Origin of the sequence: Bacteroides sp. GM023, assembly GCF_014750685.1 — a bacterium.
Taxonomy (GTDB): Bacteria; Bacteroidota; Bacteroidia; order Bacteroidales; family Bacteroidaceae; genus Bacteroides.
In genome coordinates, this window is record NZ_JAAXGE010000030.1 from 1 (window position 1) to 16,070 (window position 16,070).

Below are 16,070 nucleotides of genomic sequence, written 5' to 3' on the forward strand. Positions count from 1 at the left end.
CCCGCTATTAGGGCTCACGAGGGACTTGCACCCGTTAGATAATACTCATGCCGAGCATACACGTAAAGGTTACTATCTCGCGATAGTAACCTTTTTCTTTATTCCCCTTATCCAGTTAAGACTTCATACCAAGTGTCATTGTCAGATATAAACAGAGTTTATTGTCAAATATGTAAATTAAACCTTTCCCTATATGCTTATTTTATCGAAAGAGAGATGATGTCAGCATCATTATTATTCACTCGGATAAGCGGAAAATCGACTCAGTAATAGTGTTATTATAAAATCGGCGTCTGTGTGTCTTTCCCGCAAAGGTAGAAAGTTATATATCCTTCCTGCCACATATTCTCCTGCGTTTATAAAGAATAGTCACAAGACTATTAAAAATAATAATTGACTACTGATTTACAATCCCTTATATACAAGAATAGCTTCATCATCCCGCATAAGCAAAGATGATGAAGCTACTTTTATTTCTTGTTATATTATCCTTGAGTGCTTTGCGTTACAGGTTTTTCCGCTGCGGCTTGTTTCTGCGCAGCAACCTTTTTCTGCTGTTCTTCCGCTTCGTAATATTGTTTTTTCCGTTTATTGGATTGCTGAATCAGGTTCGTTATATAGACTGTAAAAATAGGGAACATCATCATTCCCAAAGCAGCCAACAATACGGAAAGCACCCGCCCCGTCACCGTTTGCGCTATGATATTCGACCCGACGGTAGTAACATCCATGAACGCCCACCACAAAGCGTCTCCATAACCATGAACCAACGGGTTCACCTTATGTTCGAGAACGAAAAATGCAAGACTGGAAAAATAAACCGTTGCCAGCAACATAGTCAGATAAGAAACGAACAAGCTCGAAGCACGGTTGTACGTCAGCCACCCTACTACGATGGCAAGCGCATACCCGCCCCTCAACAAAGGAATGAACCGGAGCAGATAAGTGACTTCCGGCGAGAATGTCCACCCGTAATAAGCAATAATGTTCTGATAGGGGATAGCCACCAGCAAAAAGATGAAATGTGTTCGCAGATAGCGTCCTTTGTGCTTCGACAAAAAGAATTCCAGCACGAAATCAAACAGAAACCAAATGCAAATCCACAACTGGGTTTTCATGTAGGACGACTGCGTATAAAAAGGAATTCCCTTAAAAGTATCTACCGAAATACTAATTACCAGGAAAAGTGACATCACTAATATAATAATGTGGAGGATGCCATAGATTCCCTTTTTCCCCAAGACAAAATCTGAAAGCGCTGATTTCATAACTACTTAGTTTATAATAAAATGATTCTTAAATTAATTTATAATGCTAAGAAACAATCGGAGAAAGCGATTGTTTCGGAGCAGGCAGTTTGAGGGTTAAAATATATCAATTTAGCGATGTTAATTAACGAACTTTGAAAGAGATTGCGGGAACATCTCACGCAAAATGTTGTTATATCACTGACTTTAAAATATTTTTCACTTAAAACCTTAACTTATGGCAAATATTAAAAATGCAGTGAAGCTGGGTGTGTTTACCCTCGCTATCATGAACGTTACGGCAGTAGTATCATTGCGTGGACTACCGGCCGAGGCCGTCTACGGAATGAGTTCGGCCTTTTACTATCTTTTTGCAGCTATCGTCTTCCTGATCCCTACATCGCTCGTTGCAGCAGAGCTGGCGGCTATGTTCCAGGACAAGCAAGGTGGTGTGTTCCGGTGGGTAGGCGAAGCCTACGGTAAGAAGCTGGGATTCCTCGCCATCTGGGTGCAATGGATTGAAAGTACCATCTGGTACCCGACAGTATTAACATTCGGTGCCGTATCTATCGCCTTCATCGGAATGAACGACGTACATGACATGTCACTGGCAAACAACAAGTATTACACGCTTGTCGTGGTACTTGTCATCTACTGGCTCGCCACTTTCATTTCTCTGAAAGGTATGAGCTGGGTTGGTAAAGTAGCCAAAATCGGTGGTATGGTCGGTACAATTATCCCGGCTGCCCTGTTGATTATCCTGGGTATCATCTACCTGGCAACCGGCGGACATTCCAACATGGATTTCAACAGCAGCTTCTTCCCTGACTTTACCAACTTTGATAATGTCGTTCTCGCCGCTAGTATCTTCTTGTTTTATGCCGGTATGGAAATGGGCGGTATCCACGTGAAAGACGTAGAAAACCCATCCAAAAACTACCCGAAAGCCGTATTTATCGGTGCACTTATCACCGTTCTTATCTTCGTTCTCGGTACTTTCGCACTCGGTGTTATCATCCCCGCAAACGATATCAGTTTGACTCAGAGCTTACTCGTTGGTTTTGACAACTACTTCAAGTATATCCATGCTTCCTGGTTGTCACCAATTATCGCCATCGCCCTTGCATTCGGTGTATTGGCAGGTGTATTGACATGGGTTGCCGGTCCGTCAAAAGGTATCTTTGCCGTAGGTAAAGCCGGTTACATGCCTCCGTTCTTCCAGAAAACAAACAAACTGGGTGTACAGAAGAATATCTTGTTCGTACAGGGTATCGCTGTTACCGTATTAAGTTTGTTGTTCGTAGTTATGCCTTCCGTACAGAGTTTCTATCAGATTCTGTCACAGTTGACAGTTATTCTTTACCTTATCATGTACCTGTTGATGTTCTCCGGAGCTATCGCACTGCGTTATAAGATGAAAAAACTGAACCGTCCGTTCCGTATCGGTAAGTCCGGTAACGGTCTGATGTGGTTCATCGGCGGACTCGGATTCTGCGGATCATTGCTTGCCTTTATCCTCAGCTTCATCCCTCCCAGCCAGATTTCTACAGGTAGCAATACCGTTTGGTTCTCCGTACTGATTATCGGTGCCATCATCGTTGTTGTTGCTCCGTTCATCATCTACGCTGCCAAGAAACCGTCTTGGGTAGATCCTAACTCTAATTTCGAACCGTTCCACTGGGAAGTTCAGCCACAAGTTGCTACTGCTAACGTAGCCGCCGACAGCACAACTGCAAGTGCAGCCCGTCCTGCTTCCGCAACTACTACAAGCACAAGTACAGGAAGCACCACTGCTTCAAGCGCAACCACTCCTGGCGCAACCGCTTCCAATGCAACCGCTTCAAGCGCCGCTCCTTCAGGCAATTCTGCCGCTTCGAGTGGAAGTTCCGCTTCAGGCAATGCGTCCCCGGAAACCGGAGACACGGATAAGGATGCACCTAAGTCGTAAAGACTAAGCGTACATCCTGCTTATGAAAAAAGTAATCCCGCTCCAGCTTTTCGAATAGCTGAAGCGGGATTATTTATATTCAACGGAGAATTTTATCTTATCATTTCCTGTTGTATGACCAACGGCAGTGTAAAAAAGAAAGTAGAACCTTTATTTACTTCCGATTCCAGTCCGAGATCTCCGCCCAAATGTTTGATAATGGTTTGCGAAAGCGTCAGTCCAAGCCCTGTCCCCTGCACTTCCCGGTCTAATTTAATGAAACGGGAGAATATCTTGTCCTGCTCCTCTTTCGGTATGCCGATACCTGTATCGGACACAAAGAAATACACTTTCTCCGCCCCTTCCATACGGCAGCCAAAACGAATTTCCCCCGATTCTGTAAATTTCATCGCGTTATGCAGCAGATTTGTCAATACCTGAATAATACGTTGCTGTTCCGAATACATCATAATCGGCTGCAACTGTGCTTCGCAAACTAATTCTACCGGAGACTGCCCGTTCATTCTCATTCTGAAGATTCCTTCCAGTTCCCGCAACAAATCATTCACGTCAAATTCCGAATATTGAAATTCCACCACCCCTGCCTCGATTTGCGAAAGGTCGAAAATATCGTTGACAAGGCGTAGCAAACGTTCATTATTCTCTGTGATAATATCGGCATACATCTTCCTTTCTTCTTCACTGGAAGCCGACACCATCAAACCAGAAAACCCGACAATCGCATTCAGCGGTGTACGCACTTCATGGCTCATATTAGCTATAAAGGCAGATTTCAACTTATCGGCAGAGATAGAATGTTCCTTTTCAATTGCCAACAATCGTTGCACATTCCTCAGTTCCGTCACATCATAAACGGTCAATACCATAAAGTCCTCCCCATCAACATTCAAATTAACTCCCGAAACCGATACATCACAAGGAATCACTCTTTTTTCATCTTCACTTAACAACTTCATAGAAGCCGCCAGTTTCTTAAAATTCGCTTTGTCACGAAATGCCTTAGTAATAGATGTACGGACACAACAAAGTTTGCATTGTTCGTGCTTGCCGCACTCTCCCGCCGCAGCCGCATTCCGGCAATGCAGCAAGTCTCCTACCCTTTGGATTGTTCCGTCTACAGGAACCGGAAGACCGTTCAATGAATAATAATTGGTATCACGGACAATAAAATCCCTGTCAATTAATAGAAAGTACGCATTGATATTCTGCAAAATCAAGTTTGGGTCTTTAGACTTATCCGGTTTTGTCTCTTTGGGATATACCACATTCTGAAGCGAACGGCATTTAAACTGTGTATAAATGAGGAGAATTAATAAAATAGATATAATAATTACTGCCAATGCTACCATAGTAATAGAGTGTTTTATGTTGCTTGAATGTTTTATCGCGTAAATTTATGAAATATCGGCTGAAAAATATTATTTATCTATATATTTCTTTACTAAAAAAAGCACCTATCTTTTCCGACACTAGAAATTGTCGAAAATTTCTTTCAAAGTTATTGTGGTATTAAAAAATATACTTATCTTTGCACCCGCAAACGAGAAAGGTGCCATAGCTCAGTTGGTAGAGCAAAGGACTGAAAATCCTTGTGTCCCCGGTTCGATTCCTGGTGGCACCACTTCTCAAGCAATCGGAATGTGGCGCAGTTGGTAGCGCACTACGTTCGGGACGTAGGGGTCGGGTGTTCGAGTCACCTCATTCCGACCAAACAAAGGGTAGCTTTCTGTAATTCAGTAAGTTACCCTTTGTATTTTTCAAGTATCCGGGACGAAACCGGGACGACAATACAAAAGAACACTAACCTATTATATCATGAAGAACAAATTCTACCTTCTTTCAGTAGCAGTCGCTACTCTGTTGTGCGCCAGTTGCACAAAGACTCAAACCACTCTTTCGGACAAGGAGCAAACGTTCAATCCCCCTATCATGGGATGGAGTTCATGGAATGTATTCCGGGTTGACATCAGCGAAGATATTATTAAACATCAAGCCGACCTTATGGTGAAGAAAGGTCTGAAAGATGCAGGGTATCAATATATTAATGTAGACGACGGCTACTTCGGGAAAAGAGATGATAACGGTGTCATGCATACACATGAGACACGTTTCCCGAATGGTATGAAACCGGTGGCAGACCACATTCACAGCCTGGGCATGAAAGCCGGTATCTATACGGATGCAGGTAACAACACCTGCGGTTCCATTTGGGATAATGACGCGGCAGGAGTAGGCGCGGGCATTTATGGTCACGAACCGCAGGATGCACAGTTATACTTCGGAGACTGGGGATTCGACTTTATCAAAATAGATTATTGCGGTGGAGACGTGCTAGGACTGAATGAAAAAGAACGCTACACCTCTATCCGCAACAGCATAGACAAAGTGAACAAAGACGTCTCCGTGAATATCTGCCGATGGGCTTTCCCCGGCATCTGGGCGAAAGACGTTGCCACTTCCTGGCGTATCAGCGGAGATATTAATGCACATTGGGGTTCCTTGAAATATGTAGTTGGAAAAAATCTCTACCTGTCTGCCTATGCCGGAAACGGACATTACAATGATATGGATATGATGGTTATCGGATTCCGTGACAACAGCAAAGTAGGCGGAAAAGGACTTACCCCGACTGAGGAAGAAGCCCATTTCGGGTTGTGGTGTATCATGAGTTCTCCCTTGCTTATTGGCTGTAACCTGGAAAGCCTGCCGGAATCTTCTCTCGAATTGCTGACAAACAAAGAATTAATCGCACTCAATCAGGATCCGTTGGGATTGCAGGCCTATGTAGCCCAGCATGAAAACGATGGATACGTACTGGTGAAAGACATCGAGCAGAAACGCGGTAATGTACGTGCAGTGGCATTATACAATCCTTCCGATACAGTATGCACTTTCTCCGTTCCATTCTCTTCTTTGGAATTTGACGGAAATGTGAAAGTACGTGACTTGGTAAAGCATGATGATCTCGGTAGCTTCTCCGGCAACTTTGAACAAACTCTGCCTGCCCGCAGCGCCATGTTCCTCCGCATGGAAGGTGAAACACGTCTGGAACCGACTCTGTATGAAGCAGAATGGGCATACTTACCTCTTTTCAACGACTTGGGTAAGAATCCTAAAGGCATTATTTATGCTAACGACAAGGAAGCATCCGGCAAAATGAAAGTGGGATTCCTCGGCGGACAACCGGAAAACTATGCCGAATGGCGTGAAGTGTACAGTGGAGACGGCGGACGCTATAACATGACTGTTTACTATTCATTCGGTAAAGGACGCCAACTAGAAGTAGATGTCAATGGCATTATTACCAAAATTGATTCATTGGGAGAGGATAATAAACACAATCAAATCTCCATTCCTGTTGAACTGAAAGCCGGGTATAATACCATTCGTATGGGTAACAGCTATAACTGGGCACCTGATATTGATTGCTTTACACTAACTAAAGCACTGTAAACTGACTAAAGCACTGTAATATAATAACTACCCCATATAAAAAGGAGCAAAATGAAATAGATTCATTATTGCTCCTTTTCTGTTTTAGCTATGTCTAGTTTCTATTACGGATTCACTATTATTTCCGAATTTTCGCGAAGCGTCACCTGTAATTGAGCTTCCTTATTCAACGGAGTCCATACGACTCGTTTACATTCTCCTATCTGTAAAGAGTTACGATGGCTTTTACTACCTCTAAGATACTCCGTACCTATTTCAGAATTTATAACCTTCCAGTCCCATGTACTATCCAGGTTCAGATAGAAATTCTCAATTTTACTATCCTTTGCCTTAAATCTCAAGTCTTTTCCATCCAAACTAAAAGAACGGAATTGGCAAGAATCAACCAATACTTCCTGATGGATGACGTGTACAAACAAAGAATCCATTTTTGCCTCTTTCAAATTCAGCTTTAAACCACGCGTATCAATAAAAAGGCTGTTTAATGAATCCACAGATATTTGTACATCCATTCCAACCGCATTTACAAAATCCTTATTACGGAATTTCTCCGGAATATTATGCTCATTAAAATCAAATTCCACCAATAACGTGTCATTCATCCGGCTAACTTTCAGATATTCGTTCTTCGGATAGACAATCTTTCTTTCTTCACCCGCAGAAGGACTTGTCACCTTCACGTCTCCATTCATGTAAATGCTCCTTTCTTTACTATCTTCGGATTGGGCAACAAGCATCTTCACCACATGTATGCCATCCATATTCATTTCCATTTGATCTCCTCCTATGAAAAGACCATTTTCCTGATATGGTTTCCCGGTTGTAGAGATGAAAATAATAGATGCGATAATGACAATCAACCCGGAGACGATAAGACCTATTAATATATAAGTAGTACGTTTCATAATAATTCGTTTTTTATTTCTGCTTTTTTATAAACTCGCGATACATTGCTTCTATTTCCTTCATCGAAATATCAAGCGTGTACAGTTGACGGAAAAAATAGTCCAACTCTTCTTTCAAAAAAGTCTCCTTGCGAAGAGAATGAATCAACTCCTTTGCTCCCAAAGCAACAAAATAACCTATACCACGTTTGTTATAGATGATATTCTGTACCTGTAGATAATCAAAAGAACGCATCACCGTGTTGGCATTCACCTCTACAATAGCAGCATACTCCCTTACAGAAGGGATACGTTCTTCCTCGGGATACTGTCCCAACAATATCTCATCACAGATTCTATCTGCAATTTGTAGATAAATGGCTTTACTTTCTTTAAAATTCATAAGCTAAGGATTACATTCGGTTAATAATTTCAGATTCCTTGAAACGGAAATACGCAAGTATCCAGTTAAACAGTGCAAAGAATGTGCAGACAACAATTAATAATATCATCATATTCTCGTCGGATATTTCACGTCTCGGAAAAGAATAATACAATTTATTATTCAATAATATTTTAGTCATGAGAGCACCCACCAAGAAATACACTATCATAATAATCGTTCCCGACGCAAATGTTTTCAGGAATGAGTTTTTGGGCCATATAGTGCTACCTAATATAAATAAGGATTGAACAAAGAAATATCCTGCTATCAATGCTCCAAATTCCAAGCCGGTTCTACACAATGTATAATAACCTTTTCCTTTACCGACCAAATGAGACAAATCAACAGGAGCAATAAAGTCCTTTTCAGGATAAGTCAACGAATAAACTATCACCCGTGTATAATCCGCCAATTTATAAGTAATCAGGAAAACCACCAGGAATACCACCGTAAACACAAACCAACGTGAGAAATATTTCTCGAAAGGGGTTGCTGGAGTCATTAACGTAGAAGTACGATTGGTTTTTGTTTTCATTTTTTCCATCGTAAACGAAGCGCTTAAACAACCGAATACCCATAATCCCCATATAAAAGCAACCAAAAGGAATGTCCATGCCGGGTCATCCGAACTCCTATAGCCATCCCTGTATTCAAAATATCCGTTCCAAACCATCGCCACCGTCATCACTCCATAAAGCAACACGATACGAAGTACATTCGATCTCCAACTCTCCACCATCTCTTTGCGGCAAAGATTCATAAAACGAGGCAAACTGAAAAAAGTATCTTTTATCATCGTCTTTTATTTTTGAGCGTGAAACAATCGGGCTATCTCTTCGGGAGCGGCCAGCGTAGCATTAAACAGAAGTTCCAGGTTAATCTCCGACTCTTCCTTTTCCACATTGGGAAGTATCAGGTGGTTACCTTGAATCGTAGGAATAGCAAAAAGAGCAGTCTTTGCCAACTCGCGGTCGTCACTCTCCACAAAGTAAAGTTTATCACAGATTGCACTTGTCGATTCATCGAGCAACACACGACTCTCATCCATAATCAACACATGATCGAGCACCTTGTCTATATCACGAACCTGATGCGTAGAAATTACGATTGTTTTTCCGTCCGACATACCCGACGCGATAAACTTGCGGAACTGACTCTTTCCGGGAATATCCAACCCATTGGTCGGCTCGTCCATCAATAGCAGTGAAGTATTCGTCGCAAGCGCGAAGCTCATGAACACCTTCTTCTTCTGTCCCATAGACAACGCCCCGAGATCAATATCAATATCCATCTCGAAACAATGAAGGTACTTAATCATCTCCTCCTTATTGAAACGGGGATAGAAAGGGCTGTTCAACTCTACATAGCTGACCAAGGATACCGAAGGCAATTCAAATTCCTCGGGAACCAGGAACATATCCTGCAAAGTTACCGGTAACCGGCGACGTACATCCGTGTCGTGGAACATCACTCTGCCACTTTTAGGCATCAACAACCCGGACATCAAATAAAGAAGAGTAGACTTTCCTGCCCCATTCTTTCCCAGCAGTCCATATACCCTGCCCGATTCGAATGAAAGAGAAAAGTCGCGGAGCACCGCCCGCTTCGATTTACGATAAGTAAATGAAAGATTTTCTACTGCAATCATAGTACTTTTGTTTAATGAATTAGTCAATTCTAGTGTATTAGTATAATAGTACACTGCAAAAGTAGGCAATCTTTTGAATAAAACAATAGAAAAGCAAAAAAAAGTGCAAAAAAAAGGAGAAGCTAAGATCACTCTCCACTTCTCCTGTCACGACAAACAACTAAAATTATTCACTATTTGATGCCATCCAATGCCCTTTTAGCAGTAGCATTAGTGGGGTCTATAGCCAAAATTTTGCTCCAGTAATCCCTGGACGTATCTTTGTTCGCCTTCGCTTCGGCTTTCATTGCCGGGTTTTCGATAGCTAACAAATAATAGTATCCAAGATAACTGTAACATTCAACCAAAGCAGCATTGTAATGGGGATCGTTTTTACTTTCCAATAAAGTAGCCACTTCCTCATAGAAAGGTTTCGCCAGTCCCTGGGTTGTTTCGGGGTCGAGTGCCGAATTGGCACGTGCCCGCCAGAAATTACCCAGATAGCTGTCCGGTGCTGCTACTGCGATGGCCTGGAAAACAGAGTCGGCAGATGCCAAAGCCTGTTTGCGCTCATCGACAGTGATTGTTAACGAATCAGGTTGCGTACCCGCTCCATAATAAAGTCTGCCAAACTGGAATTGTAAATCCGGAGTCTGTTTTTCTTTATCAAGAGATGAATAATATTTATGGTAAGCACCGATCGCTTTCTTATAATCATTCTTCTGCTCGTAAGCAGCAGAGATGTTTTTGTAAAGATCCGTCTTTGTCGGATCCATTTCAACCGCTTTTTCATACTGCACCACTGCATCGTCATACTTCTTCAAGTCTTCCAGCAGATGCCCGTAATACATATAGTCCAAATACGAATAATCGGCTTTGTCACATTCGTTAAAGAAGATATCCGCAGCCTTTATCGCTTCGTCAAAACGTTTCAGGTCAGTATAATTATACATCGCCAACCGGTTGAACGCAGCGTGACGGGGATTCTTCCGCAAACCCATGTTAGCCACTTCAAGCGACTTGGCAAAGTCATGGTTCAGGAACAAGGCAAACGCATACTTCACTAAATCTTCTTCGGTGGCCGTCGGGCCCATTGCAAAGCGCGAATAAGCATCCGCCGCTTTACTAAAATCATTCTTCAAATAATAAATCTCGGCAAGTTTTTTGTCTACGGCTGTGTTGGACGGTTCCAGGGCTTTCAATTGTTCCAGTTTTTCAATGGCAAGACTCGCGCTTGCCGACTTATAAATATCCGCATACTTCAGATAAGCATCCGTACATTTCGGATCAAAGTAAATCGCTTCCTCATACTTTTGAGAAGCAAGTCCCGCATTTTTCTGTTTCACGGCAATGTCACCCTCCAATACAGAAGCCATAGGCAATTTGCCGTCCGCTTTTCGTGCAAGGGCAGCATACTCCTGCGCTTCGGAAAGTTTGCCGGCATTCAGATACACATCACCGATAGCCACCAAAAGTTCCACATTCTTTTTATTCTTTCCTTTTATCAGATGTTCAGCTTCTTCGGCAGCCTGTGCCGGATTCGTCTGAATAGTTTCCTTCAATTTCGCAACGCCTGCCTGCCATTCGGCATCAGATGATTGTGCGCAGAGCGACCCAACTGCTATAAACGCTCCAGCTAAAAACATTTGTACTCGTTTCATGATAGTCTCTAATTTTAGTTATTATTCGTCTTTCACATGGACAATACGCACCGGCTGTGTAGCCGGAACAAGTCCGGATTTTAAAATGATCCGCTGCCCCTTGTCGGATGTCATAAAAGAAGTGAATCCCCAGGGCAGCCCGTTTCGGGGATCATTCAGAATAGCATAAATCGGACGTGCCAACGGATAGTTGCCGTAGTACAGATAAGCCTGATAAGGTTTATAACTGTTTTCGGGAGTTGCCACATCCTCGGCACTCACTGCCATCACTCTGATTTCTTCCTTGAAAGAAAGGTTCGTGGTATCACTGCGGTTGCCCAGCCAGTTCACCCCGATCACACCTATCGCTGCGGGATTCTTCGCTACAAAATCTATCACCTGCTGATTGGTCGTCAAGGCACTCACATTCTCCGTAGCCAGCGGTTTCCCGCCACATACAGAATCCATTGCAAAGCGTACGGTACTCGAATTTTTATTATCAAATACTACCTGAATATCCTTCAGTCCGGAATTGGAGTTCACCTGTTTCCAGGTCTTCGCTTCTCCCGTCAGGATACGGCTGAAATCGCGTACACTCAACAAAGAATCCGGATTCGCACGGTTCACAATCAATGCCAGGGCATCTGTAGCCAACTTAATCTCGCGGGGGTAGAACTTACGGCTGTGAAACGAATTCATCTCTTCTTCAGTCAGCGTCCGGGTTGCGATAGCCAACCGGACACTGTCTTTCAGAAGTAAATTAATCGCTTCCACTTCCGTCGTGTAGCGAGGGACAATCCCGGCCAGAGGATACAGGCTCTCGAATACATCAATCTCTTCCTGTATGATAGGCTCGAAACTCGCATCCGCCGCGATAGCTATCACGCCGGACGAATACGTATCCGTCTGTCCCTCTTTCGATTTAGAGCGGCAAGCACTTAATGCCAGCAGCACAACGATTCCTATCAGCCAAAATTGTCTTTTCATCATCTTTTATTGTAATCTAAACATTACCGGGACGGTGAACTTCACACGCACCGCTTTACCATTCTGCTTACCCGGAATCCACTTCGGCATGCTCTTTACCACGCGTACAGCTTCCTTATCCAGATAAGGGTCTACGCCACGGGCTACGCGCACATCCGAAATAGAACCATCACGCTCTACCACAAACTGTATAATGACACGCCCTTGCGTTCCATTTTCCTGAGCGATAGTCGGATATTTGATATTCTTGCCCAGATAAGACATCAATTCCTGTTGTCCACCCGGGAAAGCAGGCATCTGCTCCACCATATCGAATACCTTTTCCGGCTCCGGCGCAGCCTGTGTCACCACTTGCTTCAAGTCAGCGATATCCGCTCCGTTGGCTTCATCATTACCCTTTACGTCGGCAATGGAGATAGCCATCTTTGTGGAAGTCAGCTCTTCCTGACTCTTGATCTCATTATCCTCGTGCACCTCTTCATCCTTCTTGATGACAGGAGCCGTAAATTTAATAGAACTCTTCAATGCAGGCGGGGGCGGTGCTACCGGTTCTACCCGTTTCATCTCCTCCTGCTTGATTTCCGGCTCTTCCAGTTTCGACAGGGTAGTGACCTCTGTCATCACTTCTTTCTGTTTCGGAGTTGCCAACTTCAGCAGCGTGGGAACTGAAAAGCCTACCGATGCGATAACCAATACAGCCAACATGGCCCAATTGTGCCGTTTCGTTGAATCGGTGCGCATCTTATAAGCGCCATACGCCTGATTCTTGCCTTCAAAAATCAGTTGACACCATTCCGAAGAAGTCAAATCTATTTTTGCCATTTTACTTTTCTTTTTTAGGTGTTACATCATTTATCGGCCAGATTCTGTGACAACGCTCCCTTCGCATCAAAATTCTTAATCAAGAATTCGTCCGCTTCAGCAATATCCGTAATCACATACTTACCTATATTACATATCTGCATTTCGTCCAGTGCGTCAATCAGATTCATGTAAGAAGCATCATCCGTCGCCTTGATAATCACGGTCGGCGTATCTTTTCCGCTCTTAATTTCGGAAACCTGTTTCCGGTATTCCTCCTCTGATATCTTGAGGTCAAGCTTCTGCTGTTTCAAAGCTCTCACTTTGTTCACGGCAGTCGCGTTCTTCTGAAGAAGTATGGAACGTATTCCATCCGGGGTGTAACTTGTCTCTTTCAACGAAGTGTAATCCTTATAGTTCGGTTCCCCTTCGTAGTAATAGAGCTTGTTATCCGCTCCCAGCAGCAATGTAATTGCCTGCGAAGCCTTCACCATACTCTTCTGTTGTTCAGTAATATTCTTGTCGTTGCTCGGCATGCTTATCTCCATCGTCTGAGGTTTGCTCAGGGTGGTACAAAGCATAAAGAAAGTAATCAGCAACATATTCATATCCACCATCGGGGTGAAGTCTACCCTTACGGCAATTTTTTTCTGTTTGCTCTTTCCATTTTTTCCGCCGCTCTCTTGTACTTCAGCACTCATTCTGTTTCCTCCTTTTTATTCTTCAGATGTCGCTTTGAGAGAAGTAATCAGATTATACCGATTCTCCCGCAAATCCTGAAGTGAGTTCATAACGTTCTTTATCACTGAGTATGGAGTTGAAGCATCTGCTTTGATAGCAATACGCAAGTCAGCATTGGCGATACGTGCATTGCGCACCCATGACTTGAACTGATTGTCGGTACTATCGCAAGGAATTCCTTCGTTTTTGAGAATCTTATCCCGTTGGTCTTCGGGAAGATCCAGGAATTTCTGCATACTTCTGATAGGCACTCCGAAAGTAGAAGCCAATGTAAACCGCTTCTCCTGTTCGGGAGTAAACTTAATGCCATACTCTTCACCCATGCTCTCCAAGGCAGCCTGCATATCCTGCTGCTTGTCGAGGCTCATAAATATTTTTCCGCTTGGATCCACCAAAATCTGGAGCACGTTTGTCTCCGGGATTTTGATTTCCGATACGGAAGCCGGAGTGTTCACCTGCACCGGTTCTTTCTTCACAAATGTTGAAGTCAACATAAAGAAGGTCAGAAGCAACACAGTAACGTCACTCATAGCAGTCATATCTATGAACGTACTTTTCTTTTTAATTTGCGCTCTACCCATGATTAATAGATTTTAAAGAGTTCGCAGAATTAATGAGTAGCAGCAAAAGTTTGCACGATAGAGAATCCGACTTCGTCGAGTCCGTAAGTCAGTTTATCAATTTTGTTAGTGTAGTAGTTGTAAGAGATAACAGCCAATGCACCTGTCAAGATACCGAAGGCAGTGTTAATCAAAGCCTCGGAAATACCTTGCGACAAGGCCATAGAGTCAGCACCACCACCGGCAGACAAAGCGGCAAACGAACGGATCATACCGATTACAGTACCGAGCAATCCCATCAATGTACCCAATGTGGTGATGGTAGCGATAATCGGAAGATTCTGTTGCATCATCGGCATTTCCAGTGCGGTAGCTTCTTCCAGCTCTTTTTGGATAGCCAGCAGTTTTTGTTCTTTAGCCAAAGACGTATTCTTTTCCATCTCGTCATATTTGCGGAGAGTAGAAGTAACAACGTTAGCTACAGAACCTTGTTGCTTGTCACAAATTTCTTGTGCTTTCTTAATATCGCCGGCAGCCAGGGCAGCTTTGATATTAGCAACGAATTTAGCTAAAGAGCCTTTTCCGAAAGCAGAGCGGAGAGCAAAAAAACGTTCGATACTCAACGCAATTACAGTCAACAACAGTGTCTGGATAACAGGCACAATTATACCACCTTTGTAAATAGTACCCAAAAAGCTTCCGGGTAGCGGATGGTTGTTAGGATCATTGTTCATAAAGTTGGATGGATTTCCAAATATGAAATGATAAATACACACTGCCAGAATAAAACAGCAGATAATTACGATACCGGCATTTTTTATACCTACAACTTGAGTTTTCTTAGTAGTTTCCATAATAAGTTTTTTTGTTAAGATATTAATTTTAGTTATTTAGAAAATTTCAAATGATTAGACACACTGCGCTACAGACCCCGCGACTTTTTGAGCACAAAAAGACGCACAGTTCATACAGGGTACGAAAAGTAAATTAATACGAGAAAAACGGGTGGGAACTCTAAATAAGGATACGTCTTAGAGCGAATACATAGTAATCGCTAGAGATAATGGAGTAATGTGGATCCTTATCCGAGTAATAAGATTTACTTTGATCTAATACAAGTGAGTTTTCTCTTAACAGGAAAAACTTTTGCATGACGTCTTTCATAGAGTCATTAATCTCAATGATTCTACGCAGACGATAATTATTGGAATTTGATTCTGAAACTAATTTAAAGCCCAATTCTACGTCTGAAATGGACAAAGACTGGGAATTGTCATATCCAACAGAATGACCGTTCACAGAGGAACTGTTATTGGTGTTAGCTGATGATTTGGAGAATTGACAGGAAGAATCACAATTAGAAATACAAGAAGAGAAATTCATAGCATTTCCACTCATGCTAAAAGATAGCATCAGCAGAATAAAAGATAATATGAATTTCGAATAAACTTTCATTGTATTTTAGTTGTTATATTGTCCTTTCGCTATTCGGCGACAAATGTAGTAATTAAATTCATTCGTTCGTCGTTGTTCACATGATTTAAACTATAAAGTTTAACTCTACTATTAGAACAAGCTATGAAGGGTTTTGTTCTTTAAGAAAGTAAATTCATGTCTTAAAAAAGGTTTATTTCTGACATAGAAGATGTATCATAGAGCAAACTATGAGATGTATAAATCGAGTAGGAGGAAAATAAAAGTAGTTTTCTTCCTACTTTCATTTTCCGACCTCTCACA

The 16,070-nt window shown here is 42.6% G+C and carries 15 protein-coding genes and 2 tRNA genes; 4 read left to right on the top strand and 13 right to left on the bottom strand.

Features of this window, described 5'->3' with window-relative positions; all coding sequences use genetic code 11:
• Positions 1–485: 485 nt before the first annotated feature.
• Positions 486–1,268: a potassium channel family protein gene (locus HC965_RS26450; RefSeq protein ID WP_191034194.1), complete on the bottom strand. Its 783-nt coding sequence runs from the start codon at positions 1,266–1,268 to the stop codon at positions 486–488.
• Positions 1,269–1,485: 217 nt separating this feature from the next.
• Here HC965_RS26450 and gadC point away from each other — a divergent pair, with 217 nt between their 5' ends.
• Complete coding sequence (gadC, locus tag HC965_RS26455) at positions 1,486–3,195, top strand: putative glutamine/gamma-aminobutyrate antiporter GadC (protein WP_191034195.1); 1,710 nt, start codon at positions 1,486–1,488, stop codon at positions 3,193–3,195.
• 92 nt (positions 3,196–3,287) lie between these two features.
• Here the strand turns inward: gadC and HC965_RS26460 are convergent, their stop codons facing one another.
• On the bottom strand, positions 3,288–4,544 hold the full coding sequence (locus HC965_RS26460) for a cell wall metabolism sensor histidine kinase WalK (protein WP_191034196.1): 1,257 nt from the start codon (positions 4,542–4,544) through the stop codon (positions 3,288–3,290).
• A 199-nt stretch (positions 4,545–4,743) separates the two neighbouring features.
• Here HC965_RS26460 and HC965_RS26465 point away from each other — a divergent pair.
• From HC965_RS26465 to HC965_RS26475, 3 genes are all read left to right on the top strand, one after another.
• A tRNA-Phe gene (locus HC965_RS26465) sits at positions 4,744–4,816 on the top strand.
• A gap of 13 nt (positions 4,817–4,829) precedes the next feature.
• A tRNA-Pro gene (locus HC965_RS26470) sits at positions 4,830–4,905 on the top strand.
• Positions 4,906–5,010: 105 nt separating this feature from the next.
• The gene (locus HC965_RS26475; RefSeq protein WP_191034197.1) at positions 5,011–6,648 is read left to right on the top strand and encodes an alpha-galactosidase; all 1,638 of its coding nucleotides are present in this window, start codon (positions 5,011–5,013) and stop codon (positions 6,646–6,648) included.
• A gap of 104 nt (positions 6,649–6,752) precedes the next feature.
• On the opposite strand, the gene HC965_RS26480 is transcribed toward HC965_RS26475, so the two are convergent.
• From HC965_RS26480 to HC965_RS26745, 11 genes are all read right to left on the bottom strand, one after another.
• On the bottom strand, positions 6,753–7,553 hold the full coding sequence (locus HC965_RS26480; protein WP_191034198.1) for a hypothetical protein: 801 nt from the start codon (positions 7,551–7,553) through the stop codon (positions 6,753–6,755).
• Positions 7,554–7,566: 13 nt separating this feature from the next.
• A complete protein-coding gene (locus HC965_RS26485) occupies positions 7,567–7,935 on the bottom strand; it encodes a GntR family transcriptional regulator (RefSeq protein ID WP_191034199.1) in 369 nt (122 codons plus the stop codon).
• A gap of 10 nt (positions 7,936–7,945) precedes the next feature.
• On the bottom strand, positions 7,946–8,773 hold the full coding sequence (locus tag HC965_RS26490) for a hypothetical protein (RefSeq protein ID WP_191034200.1): 828 nt from the start codon (positions 8,771–8,773) through the stop codon (positions 7,946–7,948).
• A 6-nt stretch (positions 8,774–8,779) separates the two neighbouring features.
• Positions 8,780–9,625, bottom strand: coding sequence for an ATP-binding cassette domain-containing protein (locus tag HC965_RS26495; protein ID WP_191034201.1), 846 nt, complete (start codon positions 9,623–9,625; stop codon positions 8,780–8,782).
• 173 nt (positions 9,626–9,798) lie between these two features.
• Entirely contained in the window at positions 9,799–11,265 is a 1,467-nt protein-coding gene (locus tag HC965_RS26500; RefSeq protein WP_191034202.1) for a tetratricopeptide repeat protein, read from the bottom strand.
• A 21-nt stretch (positions 11,266–11,286) separates the two neighbouring features.
• A complete protein-coding gene (locus HC965_RS26505; RefSeq protein ID WP_191034203.1) occupies positions 11,287–12,234 on the bottom strand; it encodes a PstS family phosphate ABC transporter substrate-binding protein in 948 nt (315 codons plus the stop codon).
• 3 nt (positions 12,235–12,237) lie between these two features.
• Entirely contained in the window at positions 12,238–13,053 is an 816-nt protein-coding gene (locus HC965_RS26510; protein WP_191034204.1) for an energy transducer TonB, read from the bottom strand.
• Between the two features lie 26 nt (positions 13,054–13,079).
• Positions 13,080–13,733 carry a biopolymer transporter ExbD gene (locus tag HC965_RS26515; RefSeq protein ID WP_191034205.1) on the bottom strand — a complete coding sequence of 218 codons (654 nt, stop codon included), beginning with the start codon at positions 13,731–13,733 and terminating at the stop codon, positions 13,080–13,082.
• Positions 13,734–13,748: 15 nt separating this feature from the next.
• Positions 13,749–14,354 (bottom strand): biopolymer transporter ExbD, encoded by a 606-nt coding sequence (locus HC965_RS26520; RefSeq protein ID WP_191034206.1) that lies wholly within the window; start codon positions 14,352–14,354, stop codon positions 13,749–13,751.
• 29 nt (positions 14,355–14,383) lie between these two features.
• Positions 14,384–15,187 carry a MotA/TolQ/ExbB proton channel family protein gene (locus tag HC965_RS26525; protein ID WP_191034207.1) on the bottom strand — a complete coding sequence of 268 codons (804 nt, stop codon included), beginning with the start codon at positions 15,185–15,187 and terminating at the stop codon, positions 14,384–14,386.
• Positions 15,188–15,347: 160 nt separating this feature from the next.
• Positions 15,348–15,788 carry a hypothetical protein gene (locus tag HC965_RS26745; RefSeq protein WP_223855033.1) on the bottom strand — a complete coding sequence of 147 codons (441 nt, stop codon included), beginning with the start codon at positions 15,786–15,788 and terminating at the stop codon, positions 15,348–15,350.
• Positions 15,789–16,070 lie beyond the last annotated feature (282 nt).